Source organism: Clostridium sp. Marseille-P299 (assembly GCF_900078195.1).
Classification (GTDB): Bacteria; Bacillota; Clostridia; order Lachnospirales; family Lachnospiraceae; genus Lachnoclostridium.
In genome coordinates this window covers 313,422-327,736 of the sequence record NZ_FJVE01000006.1, presented here as the reverse complement: position 1 = coordinate 327,736, position 14,315 = coordinate 313,422, and the positions used below count along the sequence as shown (strand labels likewise).

At 31.2% G+C, this 14,315-nt stretch carries 15 protein-coding genes; 12 read left to right on the top strand and 3 right to left on the bottom strand.

The features are described 5' to 3' along the window. The first annotated feature begins 211 nt into the window (after window positions 1-211). The 10 genes from BN4220_RS05450 (at window position 212) to BN4220_RS05400 (ending at window position 7,796) form a co-directional block, all read left to right on the top strand. Window positions 212-703, top strand: coding sequence for a GNAT family N-acetyltransferase (locus BN4220_RS05450; RefSeq protein ID WP_066714521.1), 492 nt, complete (start codon window positions 212-214; stop codon window positions 701-703). Window positions 704-842: 139 nt separating this feature from the next. Then, the gene (locus BN4220_RS05445; protein WP_242867739.1) at window positions 843-1,175 is read left to right on the top strand and encodes a hypothetical protein; all 333 of its coding nucleotides are present in this window, start codon (window positions 843-845) and stop codon (window positions 1,173-1,175) included. Between the two features lie 305 nt (window positions 1,176-1,480). Further along, window positions 1,481-1,981: a cupin domain-containing protein gene (locus BN4220_RS05440; protein ID WP_066714517.1), complete on the top strand. Its 501-nt coding sequence runs from the start codon at window positions 1,481-1,483 to the stop codon at window positions 1,979-1,981. Between the two features lie 206 nt (window positions 1,982-2,187). Further along, the gene (locus BN4220_RS05435) at window positions 2,188-2,673 is read left to right on the top strand and encodes a DUF3201 domain-containing protein (protein WP_066714513.1); all 486 of its coding nucleotides are present in this window, start codon (window positions 2,188-2,190) and stop codon (window positions 2,671-2,673) included. A gap of 250 nt (window positions 2,674-2,923) precedes the next feature. Continuing rightward, entirely contained in the window at window positions 2,924-3,748 is an 825-nt protein-coding gene (locus BN4220_RS05425; RefSeq protein WP_066714506.1) for a zf-HC2 domain-containing protein, read from the top strand. 90 nt (window positions 3,749-3,838) lie between these two features. Beyond that, window positions 3,839-4,594, top strand: coding sequence for a hypothetical protein (locus BN4220_RS05420; RefSeq protein WP_066714504.1), 756 nt, complete (start codon window positions 3,839-3,841; stop codon window positions 4,592-4,594). A 91-nt stretch (window positions 4,595-4,685) separates the two neighbouring features. Continuing rightward, complete coding sequence (locus tag BN4220_RS05415) at window positions 4,686-5,213, top strand: hypothetical protein (RefSeq protein ID WP_066714503.1); 528 nt, start codon at window positions 4,686-4,688, stop codon at window positions 5,211-5,213. Between the two features lie 300 nt (window positions 5,214-5,513). After that, window positions 5,514-6,560: a guanine permease gene (locus BN4220_RS05410; RefSeq protein ID WP_066714502.1), complete on the top strand. Its 1,047-nt coding sequence runs from the start codon at window positions 5,514-5,516 to the stop codon at window positions 6,558-6,560. A gap of 61 nt (window positions 6,561-6,621) precedes the next feature. Then, the gene (locus BN4220_RS05405; protein ID WP_066715431.1) at window positions 6,622-7,191 is read left to right on the top strand and encodes a phosphoribosyltransferase family protein; all 570 of its coding nucleotides are present in this window, start codon (window positions 6,622-6,624) and stop codon (window positions 7,189-7,191) included. A 350-nt stretch (window positions 7,192-7,541) separates the two neighbouring features. Next, complete coding sequence (locus BN4220_RS05400) at window positions 7,542-7,796, top strand: hypothetical protein (RefSeq protein ID WP_066714500.1); 255 nt, start codon at window positions 7,542-7,544, stop codon at window positions 7,794-7,796. Between the two features lie 147 nt (window positions 7,797-7,943). Here BN4220_RS05400 and nrdJ read toward each other — a convergent pair whose 3' ends face one another. Beyond that, window positions 7,944-10,340 (bottom strand): ribonucleoside-triphosphate reductase, adenosylcobalamin-dependent, encoded by a 2,397-nt coding sequence (gene nrdJ / locus BN4220_RS05395; protein WP_066714498.1) that lies wholly within the window; start codon window positions 10,338-10,340, stop codon window positions 7,944-7,946. A gap of 811 nt (window positions 10,341-11,151) precedes the next feature. On the opposite strand from nrdJ, the gene BN4220_RS05390 reads away from it, so the two are divergent. After that, window positions 11,152-12,237 carry a linear amide C-N hydrolase gene (locus BN4220_RS05390; protein WP_066714496.1) on the top strand — a complete coding sequence of 362 codons (1,086 nt, stop codon included), beginning with the start codon at window positions 11,152-11,154 and terminating at the stop codon, window positions 12,235-12,237. Window positions 12,238-12,515: 278 nt separating this feature from the next. Here the strand turns inward: BN4220_RS05390 and BN4220_RS05385 are convergent, their stop codons facing one another. Next, window positions 12,516-13,040 (bottom strand): GNAT family N-acetyltransferase, encoded by a 525-nt coding sequence (locus BN4220_RS05385; protein ID WP_148401693.1) that lies wholly within the window; start codon window positions 13,038-13,040, stop codon window positions 12,516-12,518. Between the two features lie 188 nt (window positions 13,041-13,228). Continuing rightward, entirely contained in the window at window positions 13,229-13,669 is a 441-nt protein-coding gene (locus BN4220_RS20225; RefSeq protein ID WP_066714494.1) for a J domain-containing protein, read from the bottom strand. 269 nt (window positions 13,670-13,938) lie between these two features. On the opposite strand from BN4220_RS20225, the gene BN4220_RS05375 reads away from it, so the two are divergent. Further along, a complete protein-coding gene (locus tag BN4220_RS05375) occupies window positions 13,939-14,310 on the top strand; it encodes an MmcQ/YjbR family DNA-binding protein (RefSeq protein WP_066714492.1) in 372 nt (123 codons plus the stop codon). Window positions 14,311-14,315: the final 5 nt, after the last annotated feature.

Genomic DNA, 14,315 nt, shown 5'->3' with positions numbered 1-14,315 from the left:
CGATGAGATTGAGTTCCAGTTAAATACAGTTACATAAAAACGTTTGCACTATTATTGAATATAAATTGGAAGTGGATAACCTCTTTCTTTTTTCATTGCATCTATTTTGATAAGAGAAGATAGGTATATCATATAGAGACAAATTTCGGGCTTGTGATGAGCTGAAAACATGTGGAAATTTGAATTTGTATAAAATTTTAGGAGGTAAAAAATGCCAATATTAGGAGTGAAACAGCCAGAATACATTTTGGTAGATGATGAAATTAGATTAATAAAATACAATGGCAAATGTGAGTTTGCGCTTAAATGGTATCAGGATAGTGAGACGTTACTATTAGTAGATGGAAAAGATATGCCATATACAATTGAACGATTAAAAAGAATGTATGAATATTTAAATAATAATGGTGAGTTATATTTTATTGAGTATATGGACGATGGTCAATTCGAGCCTATTGGAGATGTAACATTTTGCAAGGATGATATGCCTATTGTTATTGGTGAGAGATTATGTCGTGGGAAAAAAATAGGATTAAGAGTTATTAATAAACTCGTTGAAAGAGCAAAAAGTTTAGGTTATAAACGCATTTATGTAGACGAGATATATGATTACAATATTGGCTCAAGAAAATGCTTTGAGAAGGTAGGTTTTTTACCTTATGAAAAAACAGAAAAAGGAAGTAGGTATTATTGTGATTTATAGTACTAATTTTAGAATGGTATAGCAGGACTGTAGAATATGAATAGACAGGGGTAAATTTAAATTGTTCAAATATATTTTGCTGTTTGGATTATGGATATGGTTTTTTGGCTGCATTTCTACGTATAAGTTTGGAAAGTGGATGTTAGTTGAAGGAATGGGAATAAAAAGTGCAGAGTTTTTTATGCTATGTTTATATAGCCTGGGCATTGCTATGTACTTGACGAATCCTTTAGTGGGAAAATGGACATTGTTAGTTATTCTAATGTTTTGGATAGTTGTACAATTTTTTTGTCATTGGTTTTATACTATTTTTGGGGTGACTGAGAAAAAATTAAAAGGTTACAATAAGTGTTTTAAAAATACAGTTAGAATTATTCCAATGAGTAATAAACGACTAATCCCAGATTTTTATCATATGGTACTGCATTTGTTGATTGTTTTAAACATTATATTTATGGTAGTATCAGGATGATTTAGATGATGGTATAAATCAGATACTAGACAAATTCCAATTTTTCGGTCTGATTTTAAATAGGTAAATAGAAATACAATACATATGAAAATGGTCGCTAATCTTTATTAATCAAAGGTTAGCGAATTTTTTTCTAGTAAAACATGTGTACAAGATAAGAAATAGAAACGCTGTTCTAGCATAAACATTATTTGACTTCCTATTTCAGGAAATGTATAATTAAGTAAATTCTAAACCGATGTGAAATTAATTATTATTTTAGATAGTAAACTGAACATTATTAGTATTTTGAGAGGTATGTTATCATGCAAGAGCTAGAAATAAAAAATGTAAAGACAGCACAATACAGGGATGTCAATTTGAATCAAATTTATGATCAAAATGGTAAGCATAATCAATCTTTTGAATTTCAAAGAAGTGAAGTGACTTCCCCATCCAGAAGCGGAGATGGAAAACTAAGTGTCAATTTCTATACGTTACAGCCGGGAAAAAGTAATTATCCATATCATCAGCATACTGGTAATGAAGAAGTATTTTATATAATTGCTGGGACTGCTACGTTAAAAACACCAAAAGGTGATATTGAAGTTTCTGAAGGAGATGTAATTGTAATGCCGCCAAATGAACACGGCGCCCATATGTTGACCAATAATTCAAATGAGCCGCTTCTTTACCTTGATGTCCATACAGTAGGCTCGTCGGAAGTGGTTATCTATCCAAGCACAGGGAAAGTGCGTATTTTGGCTGGTGATATGCAAAAATCTTTCAAAATAGATTCGGAAGTAAACTATCTTGAAGGAGAATAAGTATATCTTTGGTGTATTAGCATAATGTGAAGGTAAATTGTATGAAGGAGTTAGAATTCTATCTTGTGTTTCTCAATTAGAAGAGAAAACCTAGAAAATATCTAGTTTTTCTCTTTTTGCTTTAAAAAAGATAGTTGTAAATGTGTATTAAAGATTGGATTTATTATTATGTACGATTAAGAATTGCTAGAAAGAGGATTTTCTGTATGGATACAATTGAAATACTAAACGCTGTATATAAACCAATATGTATAATTGAAAATATGCTTCGAAAAAGGTTAAAACTTGAAAACTTGGAATTTGTTAAGGGCTATTATAATAATCACTGGGTTAAAGACATAAAAGGTGATTGGGTTAAGGAATACTTTCCAATCCCAGTAATAACGATACCTAGAGTGTGTGATATTGGAATTGATATAAATTATATTTTTGTTGAAACCAAGATGAAAAGGGAAGATGCGATACAATTTGATTTTGCAACATTATTACCATTTAAATTTGAAGTTTATGGTGTAAATGAATTTTTAAGTGACTTTTATAATAGTTTTATGCTAATCAATGATATTTGTAGTAAAATCGAACAAAGCAATGAGGAAGAAATAGGAATTAATTTCGAATTCGCCAAAGAAGGTTCAATTGACGAAATCATATCGTTAGTGCATAGGTTAATTCATATTCAAACGTTTATATAGGGGTTAATTTGGACAAGGTTCTCAATACTCAAACAGTAGACCCTTTTAGTATAGTGGGTAATGTTTCTTATTTTCTTAAACCTGACGGAATAGTACTGAGTATGCCAGCTGTTCACGCAACCGGATCTGATCATTTTGAAGCTCAGCTAAAATATAATGATATCCAGCAGTTTTATCTTCTCGAACAAAACTATTGGGAGAACTAGTGAACATTTATACAGGGAGAGAATTTAAAAGGGGAGGATGAAAAATGGGGAAATTAAGTTGTGAAATAATAAAAGATCTAATACCATCTTATGTTAATAACAATTGCTCAAAAGAATCAGAAAAACTTATTAAGGAGCATATTATAGAATGCGGTGCTTGTACTATGCGTATCTATCGAATGGAAGCGGAGAAGATGGTATCTGTTGAGGAGAAAAAAGAGAATCATTTTTTGATAAATGTTAAAAACCTTGTTATAGACAAGAATCTTCTTATATTGGGATTAATGATTGCTTTTATTGCTATTGGAATGGTATTTAGTATAAGTAATAATAAAGGCGTCTCTTTGAGCACTTATTATGTGGTATCACCATTTTTGACGTTGGGTACTTATTTTATATTATCGAAATTTACTTTAAAAAGAGTGAAAACTAGATGGGATTTTGCAATGACCGGTCTAGGGATGTTTTTAACCTTTTATATTATAATTATCGAATATTTAATCGTACAGTGGTTAGAAAATGCTACAATCCCATTTGGAATGCTGGCAGCTAGGCTAGGGGCATTTTACCCTCGTCAGCTTTTGATAGTTGCATTCATTCATATGATAATATTTGTAGTTACGATATTGCTTAGTGTTAAGCATAGAAATTCCCATAGTACATTGTTGACTATTAATGTTACAGGAGGATGTTTGGCCTTTGCATATTTATCTATGGCAAGGAAGCTATATACAATTGAAGTCTATGCCACAGCACGAAATAATATTATTTTAATACTTGTTATAGAAGGTGTGCTGATGGCACTTATAGCATGTTTCTTAGACCGAAGGAAAATACAGCGGAATAATGCTATTATCTTGAAGCCTTAGGAGTTAAGAAAGTGTTTCATTTCTAGTAATAATTGACAGTATATTTGTAAAAAAGTAAAATAGGATAAATGAATTTTAAGGAGTGATAATATGAGATTAAAGTTTATAAATCCTGAGTTAGAATATAGTATCGATAGTATCCTGCCGTTTCATGATGGTACTCATAGTGAGTTTTGGACGGATTCTCTATTTTATTTTTATCCTAAAATAGATAAAAATAAGTTTAATACATTATCAGAGGCAAAACGTAGAGAATATTTGAGAGAGAATCTTAGTGAAGCCATTAATTTTAAGGAGCTTGATAAAAAGGTAATTGATTATCAAAATTATTGGGATGCCAATGCAGTTGACATTCAAAAAGCTTTAGAAGATGCCTTTGAGATTCCGTTGTCAGATAAGCTTAACGATATGGTAGCAAATATTACATTGAATCCAATATGCCCTCGATTTTTAGAGGATACTAGTTTTGATATTTTTCATCTAAATAGTGAAAAAGGAGCATTGGGAACAGCTCTTCATGAGATCATTCACTTTATCTGGTTCTTTGTATGGAATACACATTTTCATGATGATAAAAATGAATACGAGTCACCACATTTAAAATGGATTTTTAGTGAAATGGTAGTCGACCCAATTATGAGACATGATAAAAGATTATATTCCATAAATCCATACTTTGAAAACGGATGTGTTTATGATTATTTTTATTCAATGAAAATAGGTGGTAATCCTATACTTGAAACATTGCTCAGTTTATATGAGAACAATTCTATTATTGCTTTTATGGAAAAGGGGTATAAATATTGTTTAGAACATGAAGAAGAGATAAGAAATCAAATGAAGTGATATTTAAGTTTTTTACATATAAAATGTATAAGTAAATACCATAGGTGAGATTACAAGGGGAGCAGCAGATGGTTACAGGAGGAGGGGTGCAGTGAAAAACAAAAAATCATATATAGTTCTATTGATAATCATAATTCTATTAATTCTAGTAACTATTTTTGTAAGTGAGAGGTGCGGTGTTTCAACGAGTAAGCTAGAGCAAGATGCCCGTAAAAGTCAAAGAATTAGTGCAGATTGGCTCGTTGCAAAAGATACAACAAATGAAATCGGTGCGTTATTGTTTTATGACAAGGATTTAAATAGCCATACATTCTCAATTTATCTAAAAAGAGATGGATTTTATTATGGTTATTTCTTCTATTCAGGAGGCTCATTAGGTGCGATTGAGTCAGGAATACAAGGCTTTTCATATGAAGGCAAGGGTATGGCACTATTTTCCATGAATGAAAAGAAGGTAGCAAAAATTGAAGTAGATAGTGGAGAAATGGTAGAAACAATTACAGTAAATCCATTTGAGCCATTCTCAATAATAATACCATCATATAACAATGACAATAGTATTTCATTATATACATCTGATGGAGAAGAGGTCGCAATAGATAATATAATGGGGTATTAAGTTAAATTTATTAAAAAGATCGTTTTCGAACGGTCTTTTTTTATGATAAAAATTACCTCATATTATTTAAAGATCACTCGTTAAGAATGTGCACTCACTTAACATGAAATATGTCCCTAAAGCGACTGCGCTCGGCATGAGAATCTTCATTATACATTTATTACTCCATTTATTTCTCCATTTATTTCCTATAAGGACACCTTCTTAAACACGCAAGAATTCGTTATTTGTCAATTGTACTCTAATAAAGTACATTAGTAGTGTAGTACAAAAGACAATTCGAGAACGGAGTGATTATATATGAATGAAATTTTACAAGACATATTAGCTATCATTAGTGTAGTCTTAAATGGTTTACCACAGGGGTTGTTAGCGCTTAGTTTCGGGTTCGCCTCCATTCCAACTGCATTTGCTTTTTTCACAGGAGCGATTGGTAATGCAGTGACTGGTTGTGTGGCACCTATTTCCTACCAAGCAGAGACCATTACATATGCAGGTACGGCTGGAAAGAATAAAGAAGAGCGTATTTCTATGATTTTCTATGGTGCTGTGATTATGGCACTTATTGGGTTGTTTGGATTATTAACAAAAGTTGTAGATTTCATTGGACCAAACATCGCGGCGGGAATGATGGCAGGCGTTGGTTTGATTCTTGCTAAAGCAGCAGTAGATATGTTTAAGAAAGATAAAATAATTGGTGCGATTTCCGGAATTAGCGCAGTTATCGTATATAGTTTTACTCAGAATTTAGTATACACAATTACAGTATCCGTAATTTTATCTTGTATCGTTGGTAGATACATGAAAGGTGAAAATAATTTTATAGTTGTAGAGAAAGAAAAAATTGAGCGTCAGAAATTAACAATGAATGCTCGTGTACTTCGTGGTGCACTTGGTATGGTATGTTTAAATATCGGTTCAAATATTTCATTTGGCGCCATTACAGGTAGCATGGCAAACACGGAAGTGAATATTGATCATCTATCTGTTATAAGTTCTGTTGCAGATATGGTGTCTTCTTTCTTTGGTGGTTCTCCAATTGAATCCATTATATCAGCAACAGGAAGTGCACCACATGCTTTATGGTCTGGTATTATTATGATGGTTATCATGGGATTAATTTTAATCTTTGGACTACTTCCTAAGATAGGAAAATACGTACCAACAGCATCTATTTCAGGTTTCTTATTAGTGCTTGGTCTTATGGTAACAGTTCCTTCAAATGCTGCATCGGCTGTGGCTGGAAATCCAATGGTTGGTGGTATTACTATGGGTGTAACTGCAATTTCAGATCCATTCCTTGGAATGCTTGCTGGTATTGTAGCACGATTTATCTTTGGGGCATAAAGAGAGAAAAGTGCAGGAGTTAAAACGTTTGAAATTTACAAACACAGAAGGAGAGGTAAATATGAAAACATTTAAATATGAAGTATGTGGATTAACAAGAGAGTTACCTTATGTAGCGATAAAGGAAGATTTGGCTTACGCAAGCTTTGTTGTTATCGGTGATACGGAATTAATTCAGGCAGCAGCAAAAGAATTGGCAAAGCAATTAGCAGATATTGATTATATCATGACTGCGGAGGCAAAAGGGATTGCGTTAGCATATGAAATTAGCCGTTTATTAAATCATAAATCATTTATCGTTGCCAGAAAATCGGTAAAATCTTATATGAAAAATGTTGTTTCTGAAAAGGTAAATTCCATAACAACAACCTCGGAACAGACACTATATTTGGATGAAGCAGAGGTAGCTAAGATTGCTGGTAAAAAAGTTTGCTTAATTGATGATGTTATTTCTACAGGAGAATCCTTAGCAGCATTAGAACGTTTGGCAGAAAAGGCAAATGCGAATGTAGTTAAAAAAGCGGCTATTTTAGCAGAAGGAGATGCAGCTAATCGTGAGGATATTTTATTCTTAAAGAAACTTCCTTTGTTTGAAGTTACGAAGGATGGAAATTATATAGAACTAGCATAAAATAGAGAATTAATAAAGAAGGGATTGCCATTTATGGCAGTCTCTTTTTTTGATTGTAGGAGATATCGTTTTAACATAATAGGAGATTTCATCCTATAACATAGGAACCATCACTAAGTATGCGCAGTACTCGTAAGACATAAAGTAATAATTGTCAGGGGAAATAATAGAATATGAAAGAGTAATACATTGTTTTGATGATATTTATGGACATAGGACAGTGATATACAATATAATACAAAAAGAAGATTTTCCTAATACTGGATGTATTACTTGTATAGTAAAATTAGATACATAATGGAACGACATAAAGAATTTATTTATAAAAATAATTATCATGGAGGGATAATATGTTTGAGATGGGAAAGACAAAAAAGTTGCAGATGGTATTCAATATAATAGCAATAATCTCAATTGTTTTAGCTTATACAAATAAGAGAAGCTATGATTATCTTGGATTATTCCTATTTGGAGTGCTTGCTTTGATTTTAATCGTATTAAGTATATTGATTCATTGCATACAAAAGGACATCGAAGAGAATATGAAAGCGCTTCAAAATAGATTTATGGATGAAATCAAGAATCAAGAAGCTAAATCAAAATAATTAAGAAACAAAATCAAAATAATTAAGAAGCAAAATCAAAATAATTAAATAAGCTAAATTAAATAATTAAAAAGCTTCCTAATATGTAGGAAGCTTTTTAAAGGTACAGAGGTTTCGCAATGAATGATAAATCTCTTACAGAAAGACTTATCGAATTGGACAAAATCCTGAATCACAGTCTTTATCTAATATTTCGAATTCCTCTTCAAAGGTTTCAAATTGTCTTAAGATAGATGGATTAAACTTTGGTTGTTTCGCTATTAATTCATCATATTTCTCTTTTGTGATAGCTTCATAAGGTAGAAGCTGATAAAAGCTATCATCAAGAGATAAGAAGGTAACACCAACAATATCGTCCCAATTGTCATAAACCCATTGTTCTACTTCGTCCCATTCGTTTGGTCTTACATGGATCGTATTAGAAGCATTATGATCTACATAATTTTTCATTATCAATTTGTACAATTCAAGCTGCTCAATTGCAGAAACGTCGTATTTTGTTCTTCCTTCTGGAGCTTTTACTGGAAACTCAAATACTCTTGTTTTATGATTTTCTACTGTCTGTCCTACTTCTGGATGCCAAGGGAAATGAGCAGCATCCATTGCTTTTGCTAGTGGATCTTGTGCGTTAACACGAACTCTTCTGATGTAGTATGGTGAATGTGAAAAATGAACTCCACTGGATACTGTAGGTAACTGACTTATAGTACCAGATGGTTTAACAGTCGTTACTAACTTAGGGCGATTCATTTTTAACATATCTGCTAATTCGAAAGCTGAATTTCTAGCAACACTTCGTAACTCATTTAATAATTGTTTAAACTCATCGTCGGAAATATTTGTTGCATTTTTAAAATCCATTACTCCTGTTAAGGAACATCCAGTTAATCTGTCTTCTTTATTCACCAAATCCCATTCATGTAATTCTAATTCGATACTAGCCATTCGATATCCAATATGGGCGGAATATTTTTGAGCTTTTAATAGTTCTTCTTTATTATAAGTACCATCTTCGTTAACAAAGCCCATCATATTAACTTCGGTAAGATTACATACCCCTCTGTCTCTTAGCATGATTTCAAAACATGGGTTTCCACCTTGAACGTCGTCTCTTCTTCGTTTCATTTCTTCGAAATTAGCGAAGGCTGGTTCTCCAGATACTTTTAATTTTTCAAAATGATTATGAAGTTCTGCTCTTGTTGGCTTATGTTCATAGATAACGGTATTATTTGATAGGGAACGATTTAATATATTTGTGTTGCTTATCCAATTGCCTTGATCATCTTGATAGTATAAATTAGCTTTTGCATTTAATACATCTTGCTCATCACTATCACAAAATACGATTTCAGCAGAACGTCTAACCCCTCCAGATACTACATTTTCAGCAATAATGGTAGCAATATCTAAGCAATCAATTGGCTTAATCACTTGCCATTGTCCTTCATTGGTGCGTCTCTTTTCTTTGAAAATACGATCAATCTTAGTAAACATCTGCTTTATATTATTATGACCAGAAGCATATCCTCCGAAAGTTTTTAATCTTTCACCTTCTGGACGAACATTATTATAATTGATAAAAATAAATTCAACGTCTGAGTATTGTTTTGACGAAATTATTTCAAAATACATATCGATGGCTTTGCTCCATCCAAACTTACTATCACCAATTTCTAACTCAATTGCATTCTTATTAATGACTTTAAGTTCTGTATATTCTTTTCTTAAATTCTTTGGAACTGCTTCATATGCCTTGTGAATAACTTCAATTTTACTATTTACTTTTGGTAACTTTGAAACATATTGTCTTTGAACTGATAAGCCAACACCAGTACCTAACATTAACACAAAGAATATCTCTGAAAACTTTTGTAAACTATCAATTGCTAAGAAACTACAGTTAAAATTACTTAGTGGAAATAGGTAAGAGGATTTACTTCCTGCTACCCACAGGGATCTACCAGATGGGAATAATTTTAGATTATAAATTAAATCATAAATCTCCTCAGCTTCTTTTTTTAAAGCAGTAAGTATATTATCTGTAACTATAATACCTTGTCGTTTCATGGCATCTACTTGTAAGCTAGTGTTAAATTCAACAACACGGTATACAGTTTCCCACCAATCTTCTCGTCGGTTTTCTTCAGGAATTGGTCTACTATATGTGCGATAATAAACAAACTTTCCGAGTTCAGTAGAAAATGGATTCGGTCTATGTTTATACTTACTGATAAAATCGTTGGATAAGAATTTACCATCGGTTTTACTAGCAGTGGTTTTCCTTAGTAATTTACGTTGAGATTTATATTCAGAATATGAGTCAGCAACAATATCTAAATTTGCTAGGTACAATTCTTTTATAACTTTTCTCTCAATTTCTTCTACGGATAGTTGATTAGAATTTAGGTTTTCAATTTTATTAGCAATATCTTCAGCTATCATAGTATTAATTTCATTTACATCATTCATAGCCTTATTAATTGCATTGATGATTCTAAATCTATCAAATTCAACAACAGTTTGATTTCTTTTTACAACTTTCATTTCAGTTCTCCTTTGGTTAATATCGTAGTCCCTTGAAAGCTATGGACTCTAAAATATATCCTTAATGGGGGATAAGGAAGTAGGCTTATTTCATTCCTTTTCCTTTTTTTATGTTATTATTTATAGTCATAATTTATTAGTTTAGTATAGGACATAAAAAATATAAAGTCAAGAGAAATAACTATATATAGTTTGGAATAAATATAAATATCAATATATAGTGGTATTTTAAAGGGCTTAGGGATGTTGGATAATTAAATTCTAGCTATGACACGTTATTACAATCGATGATTTTACGCACGCAAGTTGGTTCTGCAGTCAGTAGTTTTAAGCACGCAAGATGGTGATTGTAGTTTATGATCTCACTCACGTAAGATGGTTTATCACGGCAATCATCTCACCAGTGTATAACGTGTAACAGCAGTGAAATGTCTTACCACCGTAAGATAAGGAACCACAAAAATATTTTATCAACGATATCAATGATATCAATGATATCAATGATAGCTATGTTAGAGCTTTAATATCTTGTTTTTTTATAAAAACAATAATATTAGTTTTTAGAAATCTTCAGTTATGTATTCATAGAATAAGAGTATAGTTGTGGTTAACTAAAATACCGATGTTTTTGTTTATAGAATTAGAAAAGCAGGAATATCGATAGGAGAGGAAGAGTTTTGAGAAAACTGAAAAAAGCTCTGTATAGGAACAAGCTTCAAACAATTATGCTATTTGTGAAGTAGTATATGAAATTTCGTGGTATACTATATTGGAAACTTTTTATTTACTTTAGAAGGAAGGGTAAGTTAATATGATTGGGACAAAGATAAAATTAAATGAATTGTATGGTGGTTGCAGTTCTTTTTCATGGGAAACAGAAGATAATAATCATTTATGGGGAAGAAATTTTGATTTTAATCGTATTGCTGCAGATAGTAAAATTACGTATCTTCCACGTAATACAGAGTATTATACAATGGGGAATATATTTGAAAACAATTTAAGAGAGACTGACAAAGTTACATCAAAATATGCAGCCATTGGAACTGGGTCTATTGTTTTAAAATCGACACCAACGTTATTTGAAGGAATTAATGAAAAGGGGCTTATGGGCGGACAATTATACTTTAGAAAGTTTGCCAAATATCCAGAAGTAGAAAAAGCAAATACAATTCCACTGCAACCAGCATTTGTTGTGACATATTTATTAACACAATGCCAGTCAGTTGAAGAGATTATTGATACATTGAATCATAAAGTAAGCATAGTAGCACAAGCAATGATGGGAGCAATTCCAACGGTTCATTGGATTTTTTCGGATTCTAGTGGTGAAACGATTATTATTGAACCAGAAGAGGAAACGATACGTATTTATAGAAACAGTATGGGGGTTCTGACCAATAGCCCAAGTTATTCATGGCATTGTGAGAATTTATTAAACTATCCTCATATAAGGAAAAAGGATTATGATAATATTAAAATCAACGGAGTAGAATTAGAGCAATGTTTTTCAGGTACAGGAGCTCTAGGTTTGCCTGGAGACAGTTCTTCTACATCTCGTTTTGTACGTCTTAGTTATTTAAAAGAATATGGGAAAAAAGGTAAAAATGAAGAAGAAGGGGTAACGTATATGTTTCGATTATTTCAAAACATAGCATTTCCCTTAGGTATGGTTGAGGTTGCAGATGTAGATAATATTACTGAACATGATGTAAATGTCTCAGCATACGATTATACTCTGTACACATCCATTATGTGTGCGGAATCTTTGAAGTTTTACTGGACAGTTTATGAGAATTCTCAAATTCAATGTATCGATTTATCGAAGTTAATGAATGAAAATAAGATATTACAATATGACATGTATTCTGGAAAGAACATTCAGTATTTGAATTAGTTAAGAATAGGAAAATAGCCTAGGATGAAATTATAGAAAGCAATTGATACAAAAAAGGAACCTAAACTTATACCAGAACTTTATAATTTAAGTGCTGATACAGTCTTTATATTTATTAAATCTGTTAGATAATAATATAAGTATATAGATATAATTGAAGGAGGGATGTAATTTTCCCTCCTTTTAAGTTCACTATTGTGAAAGATAACGAATCAGTCAAATCTTCGACAACTTGAAATTTAACATTTCATCTAACCATTAAGTCACTTGAAATCATTTCAATTATTATCGCTATTCGGTAAAATAAAATAAGTATCAAGTGTCAATTTTTTACCAGATTCTGTTATAACTTCATTATAATTACCTTTATTATATAAAAATTTATTTACCAAATGAAGACTTTGCGTATTTTTTATATCAACTTCATATACATAATACTTGTACTTCTGTTTAGAATCTAAATACTCAATCAATGCCTTCAACGCCTCATAGCCATACCCTTTTCCATGGGCAGACTTCTTTATCCATAATCCAACCTCTGGAGTTTTTTCCTTAATATTAAACGCTTCCATACTTCCGAGAAACTCACCTTGTTGAGATAGAATCACCAACTCAAGCATGTTTCCTTTTTCCATTTCCATTAAAAACTCTGATACTAATTTTCTTGCTGATTCTATGTTTGAAAAGCTATCTGGATATTGAAATTTTGTAATTTCGTCTGTAAACTCTTTGAAATAATCTTCTAAATAATCATGGCTATATGGTTGTATCACCAATCGTTCTGTTTTTAGCATAAATTGCATAAGCTAACACCTCCACATATTCATAGTTCGCAGTTATTAACTATTACAAACCATCATCATGGTATTATTATACATTACATATTTGCCATTCATATACTTCATTCTTTCGCAAAATGGCTCAAGCTCTTTAATAATTGTACGATAACATAGTCAATAGGAAAAATACTTCCCTGTTTGCTATTTTTTAATTAAATTTCATCCATTAATTTTTTATAAACATTCACAAGTTCAATAAACTTATCATTGTCTCCGCCAGTATCAGGATGATATTTTTTTGCTAATTCTCGAAACTTAACTTTAATATCATCAGTAGAAGCATATGGAGGAAGTTCTAAGGTTTTAAGGAGCGTAGTATCATGCATACTAACAGAGTTAATTCCATTTTCTTTATTGAATTGATAGTAAACATGAAAAGAATATTCAGTAAAGACTTCTTTTAATTGATCATGATCCATTTCTAATAAGAGATTCATATTATATTTCACAAAACGATTATCTTCGTCTTTGGTCGAAAAATATTCATCCCATATATATTTGTTACATGGATTCGATGGTATATTTTTAAATCGAATACGAGATTCAAGTTTTCTTAATTCTCTTAATTTTCGTTTCAAATCATCTAACATCATAATGGCTTCACCTTTATATTTTGATAATCATCTTTATGCTATGCTTCTGTTTGTTTATTACTATTAATATAACGTTTTGTAATTATTTATGGAAGATTATTACTACGTGGTAGTACAAATTGAGCAAGGTTTTGAACCTTGCTCAATTTGTGTTATGATTATAAATATAGTATAATTAAATCAATCAGATGATATAGATATTTTACAGGTATTATCTTCAAATTAACATTAAATTAGAAGAATGAATTAAGAGTAATCAGGAGCAGAATATGAATGTAGATCAAATTATGCAATACTGTTTAAGCAAGCCAAAAGCATATATAGATTATCCTTTTGGTGAAATACCAATATGTTTTAAATTAAATAAGAAGATCTTTGCACAAATATATCCGTATCCAGAAGATTATAAAATCACCTTAAAATGTGATATGGCGACTGGTGATTTTTACAGGAGTGTATATCCTGGTATTGTTATAAGAGGATATCATTGTCCACCTGTACAACAACCATATTGGAATACGATTTACATTGATAAAATATCTGACGATGAGTTACTTAATATGATAGACCATGCTTATGAACAAGTGTTTAAAAGTTTTTCAAAAAAGATTCAAAAAGAACTATTAATTATAAATGATTAATACGA